Annotated in this window: 17 protein-coding genes; 2 read left to right on the forward strand and 15 right to left on the reverse strand. The window is 36.6% G+C overall.

The annotated features are described in order from the left end of the window. Window positions 1-52: 52 nt before the first annotated feature. Together MY533_RS17925 and MY533_RS17930 are read right to left on the reverse strand one after the other, a co-directional pair. On the reverse strand, window positions 53-667 hold the full coding sequence (locus MY533_RS17925; RefSeq protein ID WP_248717015.1) for a DsbA family oxidoreductase: 615 nt from the start codon (window positions 665-667) through the stop codon (window positions 53-55). 200 nt (window positions 668-867) lie between these two features. Next, on the reverse strand, window positions 868-1,305 hold the full coding sequence (locus MY533_RS17930) for an Rrf2 family transcriptional regulator (protein WP_132362088.1): 438 nt from the start codon (window positions 1,303-1,305) through the stop codon (window positions 868-870). A gap of 503 nt (window positions 1,306-1,808) precedes the next feature. Between MY533_RS17930 and MY533_RS17935 the strand changes: the two genes are divergently transcribed. Then, a complete protein-coding gene (locus MY533_RS17935; RefSeq protein WP_132361786.1) occupies window positions 1,809-2,282 on the forward strand; it encodes a ferritin-like domain-containing protein in 474 nt (157 codons plus the stop codon). 505 nt (window positions 2,283-2,787) lie between these two features. Here MY533_RS17935 and MY533_RS17940 read toward each other — a convergent pair. The 7 genes from MY533_RS17940 to MY533_RS17970 all read right to left on the reverse strand — a co-directional run bounded on the left by MY533_RS17940 (window position 2,788) and on the right by MY533_RS17970 (window position 11,014). Next, the gene (locus MY533_RS17940; protein ID WP_248717016.1) at window positions 2,788-4,146 is read right to left on the reverse strand and encodes a lytic polysaccharide monooxygenase; all 1,359 of its coding nucleotides are present in this window, start codon (window positions 4,144-4,146) and stop codon (window positions 2,788-2,790) included. Between the two features lie 406 nt (window positions 4,147-4,552). Next, a complete protein-coding gene (sufB, locus tag MY533_RS17945; RefSeq protein ID WP_068985344.1) occupies window positions 4,553-5,950 on the reverse strand; it encodes a Fe-S cluster assembly protein SufB in 1,398 nt (465 codons plus the stop codon). Window positions 5,951-6,050: 100 nt separating this feature from the next. Then, on the reverse strand, window positions 6,051-6,479 hold the full coding sequence (gene sufU / locus MY533_RS17950; protein ID WP_248717017.1) for a Fe-S cluster assembly sulfur transfer protein SufU: 429 nt from the start codon (window positions 6,477-6,479) through the stop codon (window positions 6,051-6,053). Further along, complete coding sequence (locus MY533_RS17955) at window positions 6,469-7,698, reverse strand: cysteine desulfurase (RefSeq protein ID WP_248717018.1); 1,230 nt, start codon at window positions 7,696-7,698, stop codon at window positions 6,469-6,471. Before MY533_RS17955 ends, sufU begins: the two co-directional genes overlap by 11 nt. After that, entirely contained in the window at window positions 7,698-9,005 is a 1,308-nt protein-coding gene (sufD, locus tag MY533_RS17960; protein ID WP_248717019.1) for a Fe-S cluster assembly protein SufD, read from the reverse strand. The genes MY533_RS17955 and sufD overlap by 1 nt, the downstream gene beginning before the upstream one ends. A gap of 18 nt (window positions 9,006-9,023) precedes the next feature. Next, the gene (gene sufC / locus MY533_RS17965) at window positions 9,024-9,803 is read right to left on the reverse strand and encodes a Fe-S cluster assembly ATPase SufC (RefSeq protein WP_024362714.1); all 780 of its coding nucleotides are present in this window, start codon (window positions 9,801-9,803) and stop codon (window positions 9,024-9,026) included. Window positions 9,804-10,477: 674 nt separating this feature from the next. Next, entirely contained in the window at window positions 10,478-11,014 is a 537-nt protein-coding gene (locus MY533_RS17970) for a hypothetical protein (protein WP_248717020.1), read from the reverse strand. Between the two features lie 259 nt (window positions 11,015-11,273). Between MY533_RS17970 and MY533_RS17975 the strand changes: the two genes are divergently transcribed. Further along, window positions 11,274-12,176, forward strand: coding sequence for a glutamate biosynthesis transcriptional regulator GltC (locus tag MY533_RS17975; RefSeq protein ID WP_248717021.1), 903 nt, complete (start codon window positions 11,274-11,276; stop codon window positions 12,174-12,176). Window positions 12,177-13,320: 1,144 nt separating this feature from the next. On the opposite strand, the gene MY533_RS17980 is transcribed toward MY533_RS17975, so the two are convergent. The 6 genes from MY533_RS17980 to MY533_RS18005 form a co-directional block, all read right to left on the reverse strand. Next, entirely contained in the window at window positions 13,321-14,367 is a 1,047-nt protein-coding gene (locus MY533_RS17980; RefSeq protein ID WP_248717022.1) for a glycosyl hydrolase family 18 protein, read from the reverse strand. Window positions 14,368-14,388: 21 nt separating this feature from the next. After that, window positions 14,389-16,140, reverse strand: coding sequence for a polysaccharide deacetylase family protein (locus tag MY533_RS17985; RefSeq protein ID WP_248717023.1), 1,752 nt, complete (start codon window positions 16,138-16,140; stop codon window positions 14,389-14,391). Continuing rightward, complete coding sequence (locus MY533_RS17990; RefSeq protein WP_248717024.1) at window positions 16,137-18,002, reverse strand: glycosyltransferase family 2 protein; 1,866 nt, start codon at window positions 18,000-18,002, stop codon at window positions 16,137-16,139. The genes MY533_RS17985 and MY533_RS17990 overlap by 4 nt, the downstream gene beginning before the upstream one ends. A 5-nt stretch (window positions 18,003-18,007) precedes the next feature. After that, window positions 18,008-19,435, reverse strand: a complete 1,428-nt coding sequence (locus MY533_RS17995; protein ID WP_248717025.1) for a polysaccharide deacetylase family protein — start codon at window positions 19,433-19,435, stop codon at window positions 18,008-18,010. Between the two features lie 15 nt (window positions 19,436-19,450). Continuing rightward, the gene (locus tag MY533_RS18000) at window positions 19,451-20,776 is read right to left on the reverse strand and encodes a nucleotide sugar dehydrogenase (RefSeq protein ID WP_248717026.1); all 1,326 of its coding nucleotides are present in this window, start codon (window positions 20,774-20,776) and stop codon (window positions 19,451-19,453) included. 524 nt (window positions 20,777-21,300) lie between these two features. Further along, window positions 21,301-22,464 carry a dicarboxylate/amino acid:cation symporter gene (locus MY533_RS18005; RefSeq protein WP_132361809.1) on the reverse strand — a complete coding sequence of 388 codons (1,164 nt, stop codon included), beginning with the start codon at window positions 22,462-22,464 and terminating at the stop codon, window positions 21,301-21,303. Window positions 22,465-22,629 lie beyond the last annotated feature (165 nt).

The following is a 22,629-nucleotide window of genomic DNA, read 5'->3' on the forward strand; positions in this document are numbered from 1 at the left end:
AAATTTATTTATAGACTTTTCCATGCAGCCTTCAATTGGCTACTGTTTAAATCTAAATTTCCATTTTCTGTTTTTTTAATTGCTGTTCGATGACTTGCGCTATTCTTTCTTTACTAGCTAACCCTTGGATTATTTCATCCCCAATAATTAGTGTAGGAACAGCCGTAATACTTGCTTCTTCATATGCATGCCTTAGAGCCTCTTGATGTACTTCACGATATTTACCTGAAAGCAAAGATTTTTTGAATTCTTCTTTTGGCAGACCTACCTCATTTGCTAATTGAGTTAACACGTCTACATCCTCAATATTTTGTTCCTCTTGGAAAAACGCTGTGAAAACTCTATGATGAAATTCATTTCCTTTTTGATATACCTTGGCGAATTGATAGCCTTCAAAAGCTAAATTTGTATAAGGATGTGGAGATACACGCGGTAATCGCATATCAATCCCTAGCTTTTTAGCTGTAGGGAGAATATAGGAGTCCCACGAACCTAATTTAGCAGGCTCTTTCCAAGGATCAATTTTAGGATACGGTTCAGGCCTTAATTCAAACGGCATCCAATCTATTTCAATACCCTTTTCTTTTGCAATTTCATCTAATGGCCCTTTCCCTAAAAAACAGAAAGGACAAATAAAATCCGAAAATGCTTTTATTTTAAGGGGCATCCAATTAACAACCTCCCTTTCTCTTTTTGTTGTAACCACAATAGTTACAACTAAGTCAAATAAATAATGCATTCAGATCCATTATACTTCGGCATAATTGCGTCCGAAATCGGCTTTGTGCCCTGCAGATGTCTTTTGTACAAAAGCGCAGTGCTAACCAACACCGCTGCAGTTTAGTTAGCCGTTATCTAAGGAATGCATTATTTTGATTGTTGAATTTCATGGACTAAAGATGTAATCACTTGTTCCATAGTAATATTAGCCAATACTCGTTCCATTGCTTCTTGTGCTTGCACTAAAATTAGCTCTAACACAGACTGTATATTTGCACCAATAGGACAATCAGGATTTGGATTTTCATGTAGATGAAATAACTGATCTTCTTCTACAACTTCTACTGATCGAAAAATATCCAATAAAGTGATAGCATCCAGATCTTTAACTAAAGAAGCTCCACCTGTTCCCCTACGTACTTGCACTATACCTGCCTTTTTAAGATAGGATACTATTTTCCTAATCACTACAGGATTTGTATTTACGCTTTCCGCCATAAATTCTGATGTACAAATAGTTGATGGATTTTGTTTGATGATTGATAAAATATGAACAGCAATTGTAAAACGACTGCTAATTTTAATCTTCATCACCTCCAGCTGTAACCATTATAGTTACAACAAGAAAATAAGTCAACTATTTTTATAAAGAAATCAGACATGTTGATAAACTATATTTTACTGTATTTTTCAAACCTATATAAAATGCCAGGCAACTATGTATAACAACCTGGCTAGCCAAAAATGAAATAGCTTTGCACAATTACCTATACACAAAGCATAAGATAAGTTGATGGATCAATTATGCCCCGGCATAACCTTACGTCCGGAATCGGCTTTATGCTTAGGCCTGCAATTATTTTTTGGGCGAAGGCGTAGCTACAACGATACCGATGCAGTTCATTTACTGTAATCGCATAGATGCGATGATTTTAGACTAGTATCCTTTATTAACTCCATTCCGATTCCGTGACATCCACCGGAGGCTTTAGCTTCTTTTTAACGGATGTCTTTTGTACCGAAAACTAAGACAGGTACAGGTGTTTGGACACCCGCTGAAAGAAGAGTTAAACAAAAGGAGGACAACGATGTATCCAAATCAATACTATTATCATTATGCTCCACAGCATAATGGTACTTATCCTATGCTAAACGATGCTCAACTTGTAAATGATATTCAGAAGGCAATTAACGCTGAATATAGTGCCATTGCTTGTTATGAGAAATTAGCTAAGATGGCTCCTACTGAGGATGAAAAGAATCGAATACTTGAGATTCGGAAGGATGAACTACGCCACCTCGAAGAATTTAGCAAACTTTACACGAATTTAACAGGAAGAAAGCCTTCTTATCAAATAATTGAGGAATGTCCAGACAACTATAGGGCTGGAATCGAATTTGCTTTTAAAGATGAACAAGAAGCTGTTGATTCTTATTTAGATATAGCAGATAAAGCAAATGATCCGATGATTAAAGAAAGATTTCGTCGTGCAGCAGCGGACGAGCAAAATCACGCTGTATGGTTTTTGTTTTTTTTTTTCAAAAAGCCCCGAGATAAATAGGGAACCTCAAAATGTCAGTGATCAAGATACATTACTGCCTTCTACATTGACGTCTCATCAACTGTTAGGTGAAAACTTAGCTCAATCTATTTTTAATCATTTTCTAGGAAACTTTAACTTTTTTAATAATACATTTGGGCATATAAATGCTTTATTGCCATTTTTCGAACGTAATTGGCTACCGTTTTCTAATGACGAATCGCAGGTATTCGTAACAAACTTAGAAAACAATAAAATAGCCTATGTCGCTAGGAGTCAGAAGGAAAAAGACAATGTATCTATGTACGAAACCTTTATTGCCTATAATATTCCTAATACAGGTTTTCCAACTGTTTTCCCTCAACTTTATAATGACTCTTTAAACCATAAAAACAACATTAGGTACTTACCTTGAAGATCAAAAGAAGGAGACGATTTTCAAAGTTCGTCTCCTTCAATCAAAATGCTATGCAGATTTTTTACCTTTGTAGCCAAAAAATATTATTACATAATTTCTTTAAGAACTTTATTTACTTTCTTTCCATAAAGACAATGCGAATATCCAATTCGGATCTCCATATCCTTGATAACTTTGCACAGCTTCATAGATTTTACCTTGATGCTCTACTTTATCACCTTTTGTGTACGCCTTATATGGACTCCATTGCTCATAAGACGACCCTTGCTCTTTTGTAGTTACAGTGAAAATGGAACTTTTATTAGATTCATTTCCTGCTGCATCAACGGCAGTAACTGCATACGTATATGCTGTATTGGATTGTAGATTCATATCCATAAAGGAAGTAGTTTTCGATGTTCCAACTACAGTCAGTTGCCCTACTTGTGTACCTCGATATATAACATAGTGGTCAACTGCTACATTATCCTCTGATGCCCCCCACATTAAGTCTACACTTGAGGATGTTACTCCCATCGCATGAAGTGAAGTTGGTTGCGTTGGTGCTTCTGTGTCCGGAACTGCATTCATTGTCTCTACAGCTATAGACTCACTTTCTTTCGAAATATTTCCAGCAGCATCCACCGCCTTTATTGTATATGTATATTTTGTATTCGCTGTTAAATTTTTATCTGTGAATGTTGTGCCCGGTAAAGTTCCAATTGCTTTACCATCACGGAATACTTGATATTCTTTTACCCCCACATTGTCTGTAGAAGGATTCCATTTTAGCTCAACACTGTTAGAAGTCACTTTCATCGCTTGCAAGCCATTCGGTTGAGTTGGAGCTTCTTTATCCACATCCACATTATTCATCAAATTAACATCAATTACATTATAGAATGCATTTGTAGTATCAGCTACATCCCAAACAGCTAGAATCACGTGGTAGCCACTACGGTCAGTTGGCACGTTAATTGTATGAGTTAAATTATTTGATGCAGCAGTACCATTATGTTCAACAGTTCCAATTGGCTCAAGATCAGCACGGGTTAATGGTTTATTAGGATCCCATCCCTTTTTCGTAATATAATAGTGCCATTTGCTTGTTAAATGCGGCGCAGTGTATTTCCATGTAAAGGTATTTGGTCCACCTGTAATCGTATTCTTAAACCAGCGATTTACGGATTGTTGATCGAGGATGCCACCAAACAGACCTCCTGCAGATGCAATTTTACCATCAATTGGTCCACCTTGTGGAAATCCTTTTGGTGCCTCTAAGCTCTGTGGCTCATACATAACGTTTCCACAGCTTAAGTTAAGACCACCATAATTTTGGTTACATAAAGCGGCACGGCTAGCTGGCTTTTCAACAAACCCATGTGCATATGCATTTGGCGCCATTGCCATCCCCATAATTCCAGCCGCTAATATGGCAGCACTTATACCCTTTTTACTTTTACTTAATTTTGCGAATTTAGTATTCATAGAAGTAGTCTCCTTTTCTTTGAAAATGTATTTCTACTCGTATGATAGCTATGGATTTAAAATTAAGCAAACTATGTATAAATGTGATAAAAGTCGCATTATACTGTTATGTTTTTTCACAAAAGATGTATATTAATAGCTCTAAATATAGTAATTATCTTATAATAATGTGCCTTTTCATTAAAAAAAGCTATAGATTTTACAAGAGTGTTCATAAAATATTCAAATTAAAATTTATCAATTTATGATCTTCTCCACAAGTTTTTATTCACGTAAAAAAGGGGTGGTAAAGCTATGTGAACAACATCCGCATAAAAAAAATCGAGTGCACTGCACTCGATTTCTATAAAAGAAATTTGTGGACAATAAGGGGTTAAAACCCTTATTTACCTCGTTTATCGGCGTATTATCCGATAGACCCCTCCATCTCAAACTTGATAAGACGGTTCATTTCTACTGCGTATTCCATTGGTAACTCTTTTGTGAATGGCTCGATGAAGCCCATTACGATCATTTCTGTCGCTTCTTCTTCAGAAATACCACGAGACATTAAGTAGAATAATTGTTCCTCTGATACTTTTGAAACTTTCGCTTCATGCTCTAAAGAAACATTATCATTTAAGATTTCGTTGTATGGAATTGTATCTGAAGTAGATTGGTTATCCATGATTAACGTATCACATTCGATGTTAGCACGTGCACCACTTGCTTTAGGGCCGAAACGAACTTGACCCATATATGTTACCTTACCACCTTGTTTAGCAATCGATTTAGAAACGATTGTTGAAGATGTATTTGGTGCCATATGAATCATTTTTGCACCTGCGTGTTGGTGTTGACCTTTACCTGCTAGAGCGATTGATAATGTCATACCACGAGCGCCTTCACCTTTAAGGATACAAGCTGGGTACTTCATTGTTAACTTAGAACCGATGTTACCATCGATCCATTCCATTGTACCGTTTTCTTCAACAACTGTACGTTTTGTTACAAGGTTGTAAACGTTATTTGCCCAGTTTTGAATCGTTGTATAACGGCAGTACGCATCTTTACGTACAACAATTTCTACTACAGCCGAGTGTAAAGAGTTTGTCGTGTAAACAGGAGCTGTACAACCTTCAACATAGTGTACGTGAGCACCTTCATCTACAATAATTAACGTACGTTCGAATTGACCCATGTTTTCAGAGTTAATACGGAAGTAAGCTTGTAATGGCGTTTCCACTTTTACACCTGGTGGTACATAGATGAATGATCCACCTGACCAAACAGCCGAGTTTAGTGCAGCAAATTTGTTATCAGTGTAAGGAATCACTTTGCCCCAGTATTGTTTGAAAATATCTTCATTTTCACGTAATGCTGAGTCAGTATCTTTGAACACAATACCAAGGTCTTCAAGGTCTTGTTTCATGTTGTGATAAACAACTTCAGATTCGTACTGAGCAGATACACCTGCTAGGTATTTTTGCTCTGCTTCTGGAATACCTAATTTATCAAAAGTAGCTTTAATTTCATCAGGTACTTCATCCCAAGATTTTTGTGTAGCTTCTGATGGTTTTACGTAATACGTAATTTCATCAAAATCTAAATCTCCTAGGTCGCCACCCCATTGCGGCATTGGTTTTGTATAAAACGTTTCAAGTGCTTTTAAGCGGTATTCAAGCATCCACTCTGGCTCTTGTTTCATAGTTGAAATTTCACGGACGATTTCTTCAGTTAAACCACGTTTTGAACGGAAAATTGATACGTCCTTGTCATGGAATCCGTATTTGTAATCGCCAATATCAGGCATTTTTTTAGCCATCGTTTCTCCTCCGTTCATGCATTATTGTTATCTTGTTTCAAGCTCAGTTATCTTGCTTTGAGTGAAAGCACCAATAGTGACTTTCACTCAAATTTAGATATTATTGCTTTACACCTTTTTCCATCGCTTTCCAAGCTAATGTCGCACATTTAATACGTGCTGGAAATTGAGAAACACCTTGCAGTGCCTCAACATCCTCAAGGTCATATTTTTCGCTATAGTCTTCGCCCATCATCATTTTAGAAAAAATGTCAGCAAGCTCTAATGCTTCCTCTACTTTTTTCCCTTTAATAAGCTGCGTCATCATAGAAGCAGAAGACATTGAAATGGAACAGCCCTCACCGTCAAACTTCGCATCTTCTACAATACCGTCAGTCACTTTTAGCGTTAAGTGAATACGGTCTCCACAAGTCGGATTATTCATATCGATCGTAACAGCATCTTCTTCAATAGATCCTTTATTACGAGGATTTTTATAGTGATCCATAATGACTGAACGATATAGTTGATCTAAATTATTAAAAGACATCGCCAAAATACTCCTTCGCGGAACGTAACCCCGCAACTAGGCGGTCAATATCTTCCTCCGTATTATACAGATAGAAGCTTGCACGCGCTGTCGCTACTTGTTGAAGACATTTCATTAGTGGCTGAGCGCAATGATGTCCTGCACGAACAGCGATACCATTCATATCAAGAACCGTTGCCACATCATGTGGATGTACATCGTCTAGGTTAAACGTTACAAGTCCACAACGCTTCATTGGATCACGTGGGCCGAAAATTTTAAGTCCGTCAATTGTTTCAAGCTGATTCATCGCGTAGCCTGCAAGCTTATGCTCATGCTCCGCAATGTTATCTAACCCAATTTCAGTTAAGAAATCAATAGCGGCTCCTAAACCTACTGCACCTGCAATAATAGGAGTTCCACCTTCAAACTTCCACGGTAATTCCTTCCACGTTGAATCGTAAAGTCCAACAAAGTCAATCATTTCGCCACCAAATTCAATTGGCTCCATCTTTTCAAGGTGTTCCTTTTTACCATATAGTACACCTATTCCAGTTGGTCCGCACATTTTATGACCCGAGAACCCTAAGAAATCTACATCTAAATTCTGTACATCGATTTTCATATGTGGTGCTGCTTGTGCACCATCCGCTACCATTACAGCACCATTAGCATGTGCAATTTGAGCGATTTCTTTAATCGGGTTAATCGTTCCAAGGACGTTTGAAGCCATTGACACCGACACAATTTTTGTTTTAGGTGTAATTGTCGCACGTACCTTTTCTAGGTTAAGTGTGCCATCCGCTTCAAGCTCAATATATTTCAGCGTTGCATTTTTTTCCTTTGCTAGTTGTTGCCAAGGAATAATATTAGAGTGGTGCTCCATATGCGTAATAACAATTTCATCACCTTCAGCAACATTAGCACGACCATAACTTGATGCAACTGTATTTAAAGCAGTTGTAGTACCGCGAGTAAAAATAATTTCTTGTGTTGATGTCGCATTAATAAAATTACGAACCTTTTCACGCGCACCCTCATACTTGTCAGTTGCACGGTTTCCTAATGTATGCACACCACGGTGAACATTAGAATTATCGAATTCATAATAATGCTGCATTGCTTCAATCACTTGAATAGGCTTTTGAGAAGTTGCTGCGCTATCAAGGTAAACAAGCTTATGACCGTTTACTTCCTGATCTAAAATTGGGAAATAGCTTTTAATGTCTTTATTCATCATTAGCGAACTTTCCTTTCAATAACCTCCGTCAGTTGCTTTTGAACGCCTTCAATAGGTAATTGCGTAACAACTGGCGCAAGGAATCCATGGATAACAAGGCGCTCTGCTTCTGCTTTCGAGATACCACGACTCATTAAGTAGTAAAGTTGTAGTGGATCTACTCGACCAACAGATGCTGCGTGTCCTGCTGTTACATCGTCTTCATCGATCAATAGAATTGGGTTGGCATCGCCACGAGCTTTTTCAGAAAGCATTAACACACGTGATTCTTGCTGTGCATCTGCTTTTGTCGCACCGTGTTCGATGTAACCAATACCATTAAAGATTGATTGTGCTGCATCTTTCATTACACCATGCTTTAAGATATGACCATTTGAGTTCTTACCCCAGTGACGAACTTCAGTAGTAAAGTTAAGTTTTTGTTCACCGCGACCAACAACTACTGTTTTTGTATCAGCATGGGAACCGTCACCGATTAGATGTGTAATATTTTCAGAAATAGTATCTGAGTCATTCATTAAGCCAAGAGCCCAATCTACTTTCGCATCACGAGCTAGTCGTGCACGACGATTTACATAAGTAGTATATCCTTTTGCAAGTACATCAACCGCACCGTAAGTAACTTGTGCATTGTCTTGAACTACTACTTCAGCAATAATGTTTGCTTGACCTTTTGCTTCTTCAACTGTTGAAATATATGTTTCAACATAAGTTACAGCTGAATTTGCTTCAGCAACAACTAATACGTGGTTATATAATGAGGCTTCTGCGTTATCATTTAAGAATACTACTTGAAGCGGCTCTTCGATAATGACATTTTTAGGTACATATACGAACACACCACCGTTAACAAGTGCCGCATGAAGTGCTGTTAATTTATGCTCATCAACTTTTACAGCTTCTGTCATAAAGTACTTTTTAACAAGGTCGCCATGTTCACGAACCGCTGTTAAAATATCTGTAAAAATAACACCTTTATCAGCTAATTCTTGTGATGTTTTAATGAAAGCTGGTGTGTTATTGCGTTGAACATAAAGATTTTCTTGTGCCTCAAAATCAATTAAACCTTTTGCTTCTTCTGGTAATGCATCAAGTGAAGCAAATCCTTCACTGTCAACTGTATGAGTTGGGAAATTTACGAAATCCCATTTTGTAATATTTGTTCTGTCTGGTTTTGGCAAATCTAAACCAGTTACTTTGTCTAGTGCTGCCGCGCGAAGTTCTGTAAACCAAGCCGGTTCTCCATTTGCTTCTGAGAACGAGCGCACGTCCTGTACTGTTACAGGCAAGTTAAGTTCCACTGTCATGCTAGTTCGTCCTCCCTCTTATGCTTCTTGTTCTTCAGTTTCTTCTTCGATACCTAATTCTTTTTTAATCCAGTCATAGCCTTCCGCTTCTAAACGTTGTGCTAATTCTTCTCCACCTGATTTAACAACGCGACCTTGCATCATTACGTGTACATGGTCTGGTGTAATGTAGTTAAGTAGACGTTGGTAGTGAGTGATCATTAAGCAGCCGAATCCTTCTCCACGCATTGCATTAATTCCTTTAGAAACAACTTTAAGTGCGTCAATATCAAGACCAGAGTCAATTTCATCTAAAATGGCGAAAGTTGGTTTAATCATCATTAATTGAAGAATTTCGTTACGTTTTTTCTCACCGCCAGAGAAACCTTCATTTAAATAACGTTGTGCCATATCTTCGTGCATTTCAAGGAATTCCATGTTTTTATCTAATTCACGGATAAATTTCATTAAAGAAATTTCATCGCCCTCTTCACGGCGTGCATTAATAGCTGAGCGTAAAAAGTCAGCATTTGTTACACCAGCGATTTCAGAAGGATATTGCATTGCTAGGAATAAACCAGCTTGAGCACGCTCGTCTACTTCCATTTCTAGTACATTTTCGCCATCAAGTTCTACTGTACCAGAAGTTACTTCATATTTTGGGTGACCCATAATCGCAGAAGCTAGTGTTGATTTACCAGTTCCGTTTGGTCCCATGATTGCATGAATTTCATTTGTATTAATTGTAAGGTTTACGCCTTTTAAAATCTCTTTCCCGTCGATTTCAACGTGAAGATCTTTAATAACTAAAGTTGACATGAAAATACCTCCATAGTGTGTTCAGTGAATGGTGAACCATTCCTTAATTATCATCATTCTAATCTTAACTGAAAATCGTTCTCTATGCAAACCATTTCAATCACTTTCATTTTCATCTGAAACAATCCTTAATAATAAAGAGTTTGCAAGCATTTTCAGATTATTGCTAATCGTCATTGACAATGAGAATCAACTTTCCTCATTTTCAATGAAATAAATCTAATTGAGAATCAGTTTCATCTAGCTACATAGTGAAAACCCCGCAGAAAGTGCGAATTGTAGCTGTTTTGTGACAAAAATGTATAAATATCAATACCAATACTATAACCTTTTTTATTAGAATGGAATCAAATAAAAGAAAGATTCTCGAGAGTACTAGCTAGTATAACTTGGGTTGATTTCCTTTTTGGCTTGGCGCTTTCATGGGGACCGGAAATCAACTTATTAAACATGGTATTAGTTTTAACCAATGTCGTTCTAAATTTCAGGTGGGCAAAATTATAAATGTAGATAATGCATTTTTTACTGTATTTTTCTCTTTTGCTGTTTTCGTATACGATTATGTTTGGATATAATGCAGTTTCAGGAGGCTTTCAAAATGTGGAGATTTGTATATGTATGAAGCAGTATTAAATTAAAGAAGCACAAAGTCTCTATCTAAAAGAAGAAAGTAATTAATATAAAAATACAGATATAAAAGAAGAAACGGCGTAAAATATTATACAAATAGGGAAAATCATCGACTGTTTATTGATTTCTCTCAAATCACCCGATTCTTTTTTCATCTCTTTGTAATAATATGTCGTCATAAACACGCCGCCCAGCAATAACACACCGCAACCGAAATACGAAACAATGTCCACTTCTATTGCTTTACCCATTTCGATCGCCACTACCGCTATAAAATATATAAAGGCTGCAAACAAATAAAAAGCTTTTTCCTTCCTCTCTAATTTTCTACTTTTCTTTTTCTCTACTTTATACCAATGTTTCAAATCTTCTTGTGACACGTACTGCGCAACAATGGCTTCTACTTGTTTCGCACATTTCTTTTGAACTTTAACCATATAAAAACCTTCGTATTCTTCAGACGACCGCTTTAAAACATCTTTGATTCCTATTTCAAACGGAATGTTACTTTTCTCTAAGTGTTCGATAATTGCCAGGACAGTATCTTCTGAATGTCCAATCAATATTTTCTTTTTAAACAAATGCTACACCTCTTACGAAAGATAAATCATGCTTAATTATACTATTTCATTCGCCTATTACTGAAATCCAAAATATAACAATATTCAACTCTTTCGTTTAGCAACACTCTTTGAGAAAATAATCTTCACCTTACTTCCTTGAGCTCCAATTAAAGCTTGCTAGCCATCATTTGTTTATTGACAATCATTTTTCATCTTAAATAGTATATAATTAAGGTATAATCAATCGTATTTTTCGATTAATAGAGGTGAATATCTAGTGGAGTTACGTCAATTACGTTATTTTGTTGAAGTTGCTGAGCGTGAACACATTTCAGAAGCTGCCGAACATCTTCATGTTGCTCAATCTGCAATAAGCCGACAAATTGCTAATTTAGAAGATGAATTAGGCACACCACTTTTTGAACGTGTCGGACGAAATGTTAAATTGACACCGATTGGAAGAATATTTCTCGAGCACACAATTACTGCTTTAAAAGCCATCGATTTTGCCGCAAAACAAGTTGAAGAATATTTAGATCCTGCTAAAGGTACAATAAAAATCGGTTTTCCAACGAGCTTGGCTAGCTATGTATTACCAACTGTTATTTCAGCCTTTAAGCGCGAATATCCAGATTTACAATTCCAGCTCCGCCAAGGCTCCTATCGTTTTTTAATTGATGCAGTCAAAAATCGTGAGTTAAATTTAGCTTTTTTAGGCCCTCTTCCACCAAGGGACGAATCGATCCATTCAACAATATTATTTACTGAAAATATTGCCGCATTACTGCCAGCAAAACATCCATTAGCCAAAAAAGAAAGTATTCAGCTTGCCGATTTACGTAACGATTTATTTGTATTATTCCCAGATGGATACATATTACATAAAGTAGCTATGGATGCCTGCCGAGCTGCAGGCTTCTCGCCAAACGTCATCTCCGAGGGTGAAGACTTAGATGCACTAAAGGGTCTTGTCGCTGCAGGCATCGGGGTCAGCTTATTACCAGAAAGCTCATTGTATGATTCAGCTGCCCGCTTCACAGTAAAAGTACCAATTAAAGCACCAGTGATCCCAAGAACAGTCGGTATTATTTCACCTGTAAACCGTGAAATTGCACCATCAGAAAAAATATTTTTAGACTTCGTAACAAATTTCTTTTCACGCCTTTCTCAATTCCAATAAAAAAATCGCCGAAGTTGGCGATTTTTTTGGTCTAAGGTGTTCCATTCTTCAGAGCTGTTTTATCCACGGTTATGGCTGTTCTTTCCGGCGCTCTGATTTCTATCCGTCACTTCGGCTCTTCTTTCCGTCGCTCTGACGATTCTTTCCGTCGCCTCGGCTCTTCTTTCCATCGCTCTGATTTCTATCCGTCACTTCGGCTCTTCTTTCCGTCGCTCTGACGATTCTTTCCGTCGCCTTGGCTCTTCTTTCCATCGCTCTGATTTCTATCCGTCACTTCGGCTCTTCTTTCCGGCGCTCTGATTTCCATCCGTCACCTTGGCTCTTCTTTCCGTCGCTCTGACGATTCTTTCCGTCACCTCAGCTCTTCTTTCCGTCGCTCTAATTTCCATCCGTCACTTCAGCTCTTCTTTCCGTCGCTTTGATGATTCTTTCCGTCGCCTCGGCTCTTCTTTCCGTCGCTTTGATTTCTATCCGTCACTTCGACTCTTCTTTCCGTCGCTCTGACGATTCTTTCCGTCGCCTCGGCTCTTCTTTCCATCGCTCTGATTTCTATCCGTCGCTTCGGCTCTTCTTTCCGTCGCTCTGGTTTCCATCCGTCACTTCGGCTCTTCTTTCCGTCGCTCTGACGATTCTTTCCGGCGCTTCGGCTCTTCTTTCCGGCGCTCTGATTTCCATCCGTCACTTCGGCTCTTCTTTCCGTCGCTCTGACGATTCTTTCCGTCGCCTTGGCTCTTCTTTCCATCGCTCTGATTTCTATCCGTCACTTCGGCTCTTCTTTCCGTCGCTCTGACGATTCTTTCCGTCGCCTCGGCTCTTCTTTCCGTCGCCTTGGCTCTTCTTTCCATCGCTCTGATTTCTATCCGTCACTTCGGCTCTTCTTTCCGTCGCTCTGACGATTCTTTCCGTCGCCTCGGCTCTTCTTTCCATCGCTCTGATTTCTATCCGTCACTTCGGCTCTTCTTTCCGTCGCATCGGCAATTCTATCCGCAACTTTGACTGTGCTATCCACGATTCTAACGTTTCTATCCGCGAGTTTGACTGTTCTGGCTGGTTTTATCCGTCACCTCGGCTTTTCTTTCCGCCGCTCTCGCCTTTCCATCCATCGCATCGGCTCTTCCATCCGTCACTCCGGCAATTCTTTCAATCATTCCTTTGATTGTTCGTTAATCCATTGTAATGTTTTTGAGCTTAGACCTCCGGCACGCCATAAAACAACCTCATTGTAGCTTCTTTTTTGCACGTGCGCTGTCCATTTTTTAAGTGTTTCTTGATCGGCGTACCAAACTTCATGCTTAACATTTTGTTCATCTAAAAAAGTGAAGTAAGCCGCACCACTTGCTTGATCGCGTTGTTTAACTGCTTTCGTTTTGTTTAGTAAGTCCTCTGCCTCAACCTCCGTTAAAGCAACCGTCTTGCCTTGATTTATCCATTGGAATCCGCCAGTTGAGAAGGCAATCGCTAATTTTTGATTAGACTTTTTAATTTTTTTTACTAATTCATTTAAAAATGAATAGGTCGCCTTTGCACCTGGGCCACTATGATATCCATGCACATTATAAGCCATCACTGTATATTTAGGCCCACTCGGTAATTTAATATTAAATGGAAACTCCGGCTCTAGTACGACATGTAATGAAACATCCTTTTTTAATAGCTGTTCATAAAGTTCCTCTATGAATTGGACGTACCTAGAGAGATCCTCTTTCGCAACCTTTTCATAATCAATTTCGATACCATTCACATTGTATTGTTCAACAACCTGCATAATATTATCAATATGTTGTTGCCTTGATGATGCATCTTTAAACAACCGATGTAATAACGCACTATCCTTCTGAACAATTGGGGCGTTATCTGTAACGTAATCGTTAATTAACGTGAGTATTACATGATGTGATTCATTAAATTGTTGTTGTGTTTGTTTCAATGTTTCTATTGCATCTTCAGTTAATAATAATTGGTCATTCTTATTAAAATAAGCTCCAAAAACGTGAATGTCTTGTAAGCCCTGTTGTGAATTTTTCACATCCTCGATGGCAGATTTATTTTGCCATTCAGGTAACCAAATCGATAATTGAAGGTTGTCTTTGTACTTCAAACCTTCCCTTGCCTGAACAGGTGCTTCTTTACTATTACTACAAGCTGTGATAATTAGCAGTGCTATACAGATAAACAGAAAAATTTTTTTCACTTGAATTTAGTTCCCCCCGTTTTAGAAGGTTTCAATAAAGAAATCAACAACATTATTAAATAAAGTCAATGTTTTGTGCTTTACTTTATCGAAATTCGTATATTGGTTAGTAAAAAGCGTCTGATCGTTAACATCTGTAATCAAAATATCTTCGATGAATGTATCATAAATATCATCTGCATACTGTTCATGCGATGTTTCTTTTTTACTGAACAACGCACCAAATCCAATTTTAGATCCTTGAATGTCAGGATTTACTTGAATTGTCTTGGATAATACATTATCTACACTTATGTCGATTTTACCATTTTCTACATTAATGTTAAATACTCTCTTTTTTGTTAAGTTTCGCGGATACTCTTCCTCGTCAATTCTAGAGCCTTTTTGCGTATCCAGATAATCGTATACAGTAGCCTTATTAAATGCATACTCTTCTTCATTCCACTTTATTTCGTTTAACGGGAAACGTTCTTTTTCAATAACGCTTGCCTGTGGTGATTTTTCAGAAACAACAATCTCATTATCGATTAATGCCACCCGAATATAGCTATTATATTTTTCATCATAGTTTAAATAAATAGATTGTTGTCCTACGACATTCCCTTTAAAGGCAAAGTTTACATTATATTTCTCTGGCAGAGTTTCCTTTAATATTATCCGTCCTTCACTAGAAGGTTCCGATGTTATTGTAATCTCATTATTTTCAAATTCTGCTGCCCCCTTCAATACTGACCATTCTTTGGCACGTTCAGAATCTCCGACTTCAAATGCTACATTTTGCTTACTCGCTTGGCGGATTTTCATCATCACATGATTGGTAGACCAATAGGGGGATACTTGTAATCTACTTAAATTATAGAGATCAGTATCCGCATCATTATATGCCCCTAGCTCCAAATTGAAATGCATTTTAAACATATCCTTAATTTCTTTATTATTCGCACTTTCAACTAACGAATCCATATTATTATAAAGTGAGTTGGCATGCATAATAGCATAGGCTTTTGGAACTTCTCCTAATTCCCCCTCATAAATATCATGCATTAGCTTGTAATCTTTTCGGATACGCTTTTCCATTTCTTGTCGCGTTTCACTTGGAATCATATATTGATTGCGAATGAAGTCCATTAAATAATGATTATAATATTCGATAGTCGTTTTATTCGGTACATTATTTTCATCTTTTACACCTAACGACTGTCCTTTATCGTTATACATATTAATATATGTCAGACGGTACCCATTAGAGCCCAACTCCCAATAGCCACTTTTCTTCATGAGTAATAAGTCTTTCGGCTTTAAAAATTTGTTGTCCCGTGTATCCATTTTATTGGCGTACGTAAACATGGTAGCTTTATAATTGAGATCCTCCATGATGTTTTGAGCAAATATACTAGAATCTGTACGTCCATCTTCAAATGATAAATACAACGCCTTTTCTGGCAATGGTTTGTTTTTCTGATAAAAATCTAAAATATCCTGCTGAGTAACGGTTTTATAGCCTTGACTTTCAAGCAGTGCTAGTTGCTTTCTCAAATTCTCTTTAGATACATATTTAGGAGATTCACCCCTGCTCACTCCAAAATATGATAATGCAATGAAACCATCTTCATTCACTAAAGGAACCGTTTCCTCTACCCTTTTATCCGTTAAAAATACCACACGTATTAAAATAACAGCTAAAAATACAACGATCATCGTTTGAACAATTGATCGTATTATTTTCCTTCGATTCTTTTTAGCTGGATTTAATGCAACATTTTTTTCACTCATTCCTTCTCACCCATTTTGCTAATTTTTAGAATCGAAAATCGAGATTTTCGTAATTTTTGTTTTTCTAATTTCTTTTCTTTAGCGATGACATCTTGAGGTGTTTCTCTCGTTCCCCAAGTTGATTTCCAAAATGTTACCCATGCAACAGGCATTTGCCACAGCAAAATAAATTCATAGAAAAGTACAAAGATAAAACCAAACGTCCACAATTTACTTTTTCTAAAGAAAAGATGGGCCAAGCTCATTAACATTGCCATCAATAACAAGCCCATTAAAAATGTAGTTGGAAAAATGCCATGCATAATTGGTACATAAACTAAATTGTAAACAACAACAATAGGCGCTGCTATTGGTACGATTAAACCGATGATGAAGAAAAGAAACATAAAAGGTTCCTTCTTCCACATAAATAAAAATGCTCGTAATGATTCGCGTAGCCATGATCGTTTCCATCTCATTTGTTGAGATAAAAAGACTTTTGTATCGGATGGAACAATTGTAGAACATACAGCATTGTCCTGATATCCCGTTCGATGTGTTTTCAAAATATAGTTTGTCATACTACGGTCATCCCCGAATGTCGCAGGCTGTCCAAGAAATTTTTGGTTTAACCATGCTGTCTCGTTCTTCAAAATAAGCTCTTTTCGATAACATGCTAAAGGTCCAGATAAACAAGTGACTGTATCGAACCAAGATTCAGCAGCTTTCATGATCCGAAAGGCTATATAATAGCGAACTGTTTGCAATTTTGTCAGAGCATTTGTAAATTTATTTTCCACTTCTGTTCTTCCAGCCACACCACCCATTTTAGGATCTTGGAAAGGCTGTACTAAATTTCGAATGGCATGAGGTTCTAAAAAACTATCAGAATCTACAAAAACAACTAAATCATGTTTAGCAAGATGCACTCCTGCCACTAAAGCCTCACGTTTCCCCCCATTTTGAGGTAGTTTATAGAAGCTTAAACGATCCTCCGTTTTAAAACGCTCACCCTCGCTATGAATAAGGTCAATCATTTCTTTTGCTTTTTCCTCAGTTCTATCTGTCGAACAATCATCTACAACAATAACCTCTAGTTTGTCTACAGGATAATACTGATTAATACAACTTAACACTGTTCTATGAATCCATTGTTCTTCGTTAAATACTGGAATAATAATAGAAACGCCTGGTTCAAACTTAGGGTTTATCGGAACATTCCTATAGAAAATACCAAATAAATATCTACTTAAAAGAAAAGTTGCAGCAATAATACTATATAGATATAAGAATTTATTGAATCTAAAATAAATGACACTTTCAGCCCGCATTAACATAACGATTAGAGAAACTATCAATAAAAAAATACTTGCCATAAAGATTGATAGTCCCCATCGTTTTTTTAACATATAGTCATTTAAAGGCTGTAAAAATTCACATGCATAATAGCATCTAGTTTCACCATCTACTTCTTTTGTAAAGTGACGAACAACTTTCGCTTTTACCTTTACCTTAGATTCATAGCCCTCCGGCATCGCACCACCAGGTATAGTAAATTTCATCGTAATAATTTCATCTATTAAAAAATTAGTAGGACTATTGGAAAATACAAGGATACCTGTAACCGAGATATCCTCCGCATAATATTTGTCACTTCCCTTTTGCTTTGCTCTTTTAATTTGTACTTCAAAATTCGTTTCATAGCGTAAACTTAACAGTTGTAAGCGATATATTTCATTGACATCTGTAGGATCGATTTCTTCCTTTTGATACGAAGCACCTCGACGATTAACGAGACTTCGTACATGTTCTGGGTCAGGAATATTCGATAAAATGCGTCGATCAGAGCGTGGTATCGTTAATATCTCTTTTTTCTTATTCATGATTATCAATTCACTTTCTTATTTGAATCTTCTTCAATCCAAGTCGACATTTTCACAAAACTATACCCATCTTTTTGCAACTTTTCAATGATTAATGGCAATGCCTCAACTGTTTTTGTACCGTCTAAAATGTGCATAACAATCACCTTTCCTGGAGCAATTCTAGTCATCACACGATTATAAATATCTCGAACGGTATATTTTAAATTCCAATCGAATGATGCTATATCATACATAGCAATAGATTTGATACCTGTAGCGGCAATAATTTTCGCTGACTCCTCATTAATAGCACCTTTATTAGGCCTGAAATACAGCAAAGGTTCTTTCTGTAAGGCATATGTTAACGCCCTATGTGCCATCACGACATCCTTTTGTAACTCTTCTGGTGTCATTGTCGTAACATCAAGGTGATTGTAAGAATGGCTTGCGACCTCATGTCCTCTCTCAACAATTAATCGTGCTAATTGCGGGTCTTTTTCTACACCTTTGCCAATTAAAAAGAATGTAGATTGAACATGATACTTATCAAGAACATCTAAAATTTCTTTAATTCTCTCCTCACTTGCCCAATCATCGAAGGTTAAAGCAACTTCCTTTTTTGAAGTATTTTTACGGTAGAACATATTGGGTTTAACATTTTTGTAATCTGGGTTCATTTTAATAGCATCATAGCCTGCAATTTCCTCTAACGATTTTGCTAAATATTGTTCATCTATGACATCCGTTAATGTAGAGAAAACGTATCCTCTTTCTTCCCCTACTTTCGACAGTAGTGGTATAACATCTATAATCGCATGATTAATGTATGTGTTTAAATGAATAACAGATCCGCTGTTGATAAAGCGATGAATATAATCCACAATTTCCTCAGCACTTTGCATATTGCGATCTTTCGGATTAATAGAAGACTCTACAACTCCCTTCATATTGAGGGTTTTAGCCGCTAAACGCATATTGTCAGTTGAGTCACCGGAACGACTACGAACGTATTTCGGTGTATAACCTAATTGCTCTTCAAAAACTTCATTCGCCAAATAAATTTCTTTATACGTTTCTTCATAATTTAAATCAGTCATTTCAGTAAATGTTAATGTTCCGTTTTCTACCTCGTGACCTTTAGCTAAAATGTCCTTCACTAACTCCGGATCTTGCGCTACTCGTGTACCTTCTACAAAGAATGTTGCCTTCATGTTAAATTGATCCAATACCTTTAATAGACGCTGCATTGTTTCATTGTCCGCAAGCCCATTAAAGGTTAATGCTACCTTTGGACTAATAATGCCTATGTGACTATAAGTATCACTCATCGTCCCATCATGTTCCTTTACCTCAATTGTTGAATCAACTGGTTTAATCTGATTTTGAGTAGACGCTTGACACCCAGCTAAAAATAAAATGATGAATAGACTACATAATTTTAGTCGTATCATTTCTAAAGAATCCCCTTATAATTTGTAATAATTTTCATTCTTAAATAGATATTGGGTGTTTCTCGTATCAAAAATTAAAGCAGCATGTTGATCAATTAAGGAATAATCAATGGTTGTATGATTCGTTAAAATAACGACAGCATCAGCCTTTTGAATTAATTCTCGTGTTAGTGAAACAGTGTTAAAAATGTCATTATCAACTGAAAATGTTCTGATAAATGGATCAATAACCTTTAGATCACACTGCTTTTCCTTTAATTCCCTAATAACATGTAGTGCTGGTGATTCTCGGAAATCATTAATATTAGGCTTATAAGTAATGCCAATAACTACAATCTCTGCCTCATTTATTTCTTTTTCCTGTGCATGTAAATAATTTTCTAGTCTTTCAACTACAAAGTTCGGCATGGAATCATTAATTTTATCTGCTGCCTCAATTAATGTTGCAGAAATACCATGCTGCTGGCCAGCCCATAATAAATATTTAGGGTCTACTGGTATACAATGACCGCCAACTCCAGGGCCAGGTGTAAATGGCATAAAACCATAAGGCTTTGTTGAGGCGGCTTCAATCACTTCCCACACATCAATATCCATCTTATGGCAAATCTGACTTAATTCATTAACTAGGGCAATATTAATTTGCCGAAATGTATTTTCTAGTAACTTTTCCATTTCAGCAACGTTTGGACTTGTTACAGCAAACACATTTGTATTGATTACTTTTTCATAAAAAAGCTTGGAAACTTCTAAACAAGCTGCTGTTATGCCGCCAACTACTTTAGGCGTATTGGAAACTGAAAAATTTAAATTTCCAGGGTCCACACGTTCAGGAGAATAAGCTAAAAATATATTTTTCCCAATTACGAAGTTACCTTTTTCAAGGATTGGTTGAACTACTTTTTCGGTTGTTCCGGGGTAAGTTGTACTTTCAAGAATTATTAAAGTATTAGGGGACATGTTTTGTTCGATTGCATTAGCTGCATCAACAATATACGAGATATTAGGTGCTCCATCTGCGGTCGTAGGTGTCGGTACACATATAATAATGACATCTACATGTGCAAGTTTAGCAAAATCATTTGTCGGCTCAAGGTTCTCTTCATAAATTGCTTTTTCGATAATTGCATTTGACATATCAGCAATATAGCTAACACCACTTTTTAATTTAGAAATTTTTTCATTGTCTTTATCGAAACCAATTACTTCAAAACCTTTATTGACGATTTCTAAGGCTAATGGAAGCCCCACATAGCCAAGTCCTATAACCCCAATTACAGCGCTTCCTGTTTTGATTTTTTTTGATAAAGCTAATATCGGTGACTCAATTTTTATTCCCATAAGCAATTACTCCTGTCTAAGTTATTTTAAATTCAAAGACTACTTCTCAATTGCTAATTCTTTTTACGCTTCATTCTTTTGTATTATGAATTACCCTCATTCCCACACCCATTCTCAGTAATATAATCCACAAATTTGAAATTTATATCTCTTCACACATATAGTACTAAATAAAACTAAACATTTTCTAAACAAATTCCATATAAAATGAAAAAATAACTATCTTATCGCATTTTTTTCTAACAAAATTTTAAATTCAATTCTTTAGCACTACATTTTTTTCAACAACTCCCTACATAATCGTGAAATTTTATTGAATTTTAGTAAGCACAAACTGTAATAATTTGTAACAAAAAAATTCACTATTCTTTTAGGGCTATTTAATTATTAGTAAATCCATGCACTCTGTCATTAATCTTTAAGAAAACTCCAACATCTGTATAACAGCTAAATCCTAAGAAAAAAAAATCGCCGTAGCAGGCGATTTTTTTGCTTAGATGATGTTGTCCATGACTCATCCTGTATTAATTTGTTTTTTTGTTGAAACGATCAACAATCATAGATAATGCGCCATCTCCAGTTACATTTGTAGCCGTACCAAAGCTATCTTGCGCTAAGTACAATGCTATCATAAGTGCAACCATTGTTTCATCGAAGCCGAGCATTGATTGCAGTAAACCAATTGCTGCCATGACTCCTCCTCCTGGAACACCTGGTGCAGCAACCATCGTAATACCTAGCATAAAGATAAAGCCGATATATTGTACAAAACCTATATCTATACCATTCATCATCATAACACCTAAAGAACAAGTGACGATTGTAATCGTACTACCTGATAAATGAATGGTTGCAAACAGTGGGATTGTAAAATTCGTTACTTTTTCTGAAGCCCCTGTTTTTTGCGATTGTCGCAATGTAACTGGAATAGCTGCAGCTGAAGATTGTGTACCCAATGCTGTAAAATACGCAGGCAGCATTGTTCGAAGTAACATAAATGGGTTTTTCTTATTTAAAGCTCCCGCAGCAGTGTATTGCACTAGCAATATTACCCAATGCATCACAATTATAAGTACGAAGACAATTGCGAAGACAGATAAAATTTTTGCGACTTGCCCACCAAACGTCATGTTCAAGAAGATACCAAAAATATGAAATGGTAAAAGTGGGATAATAACAAATGAAATTAATTTTTCAATAATCTTATTAAACTCTTCAAAACCGCGTTTCATCACATCACTTTGAATGGCTGTCATTCCAATTCCTACGATAAATGCAAAAATTAATGCTGACATAACACCCATTAATGGCGGCATTTCAACTTTAAAGAATGCCTGTGCTAAAAATTCCTCTGGGTTTTTCATGCTTTCCATAGCACCACTTGATATGAAATTGGGTAACACATTTCGCGCTACCAAAAAGGCAAATATTCCTGCAATGATTGTTGAGAAATAAGCAAAGAATGTTGCCAAACCTAATAATTTCCCGGAGCCTTTCCCAAGCTGAGCAATGCCCGGAGCAATAAATGCAATAATAATAAGTGGTACAACAAAATTTAAAAAATTACCGAATAAGCCATTGAATGTTGCAAATATACGTACAATTGGCTCTGGCATAAAGCTTCCGAGTATTACCGCTAACAAAATAGCAACAATAATTTTTGCCAATAGACCAAATTTAAGCTTCATTATATTGTCCTCCTTAAAAATACAACTGTCTTTCTAGAATGTATTAGTAGTAATTTAACATAAACAATCGTGAGAATATACAGTTTGATAAATAGTCGGAATTATAAAATATTTTTATATTTTCGAACAAAATAGTTCGTCACCATAACGTGGGGTTGATTTCCG

The organism is Lysinibacillus sp. Ag94 (assembly GCF_023242215.1).
GTDB lineage: Bacteria > Bacillota > Bacilli > Bacillales_A > Planococcaceae > Lysinibacillus.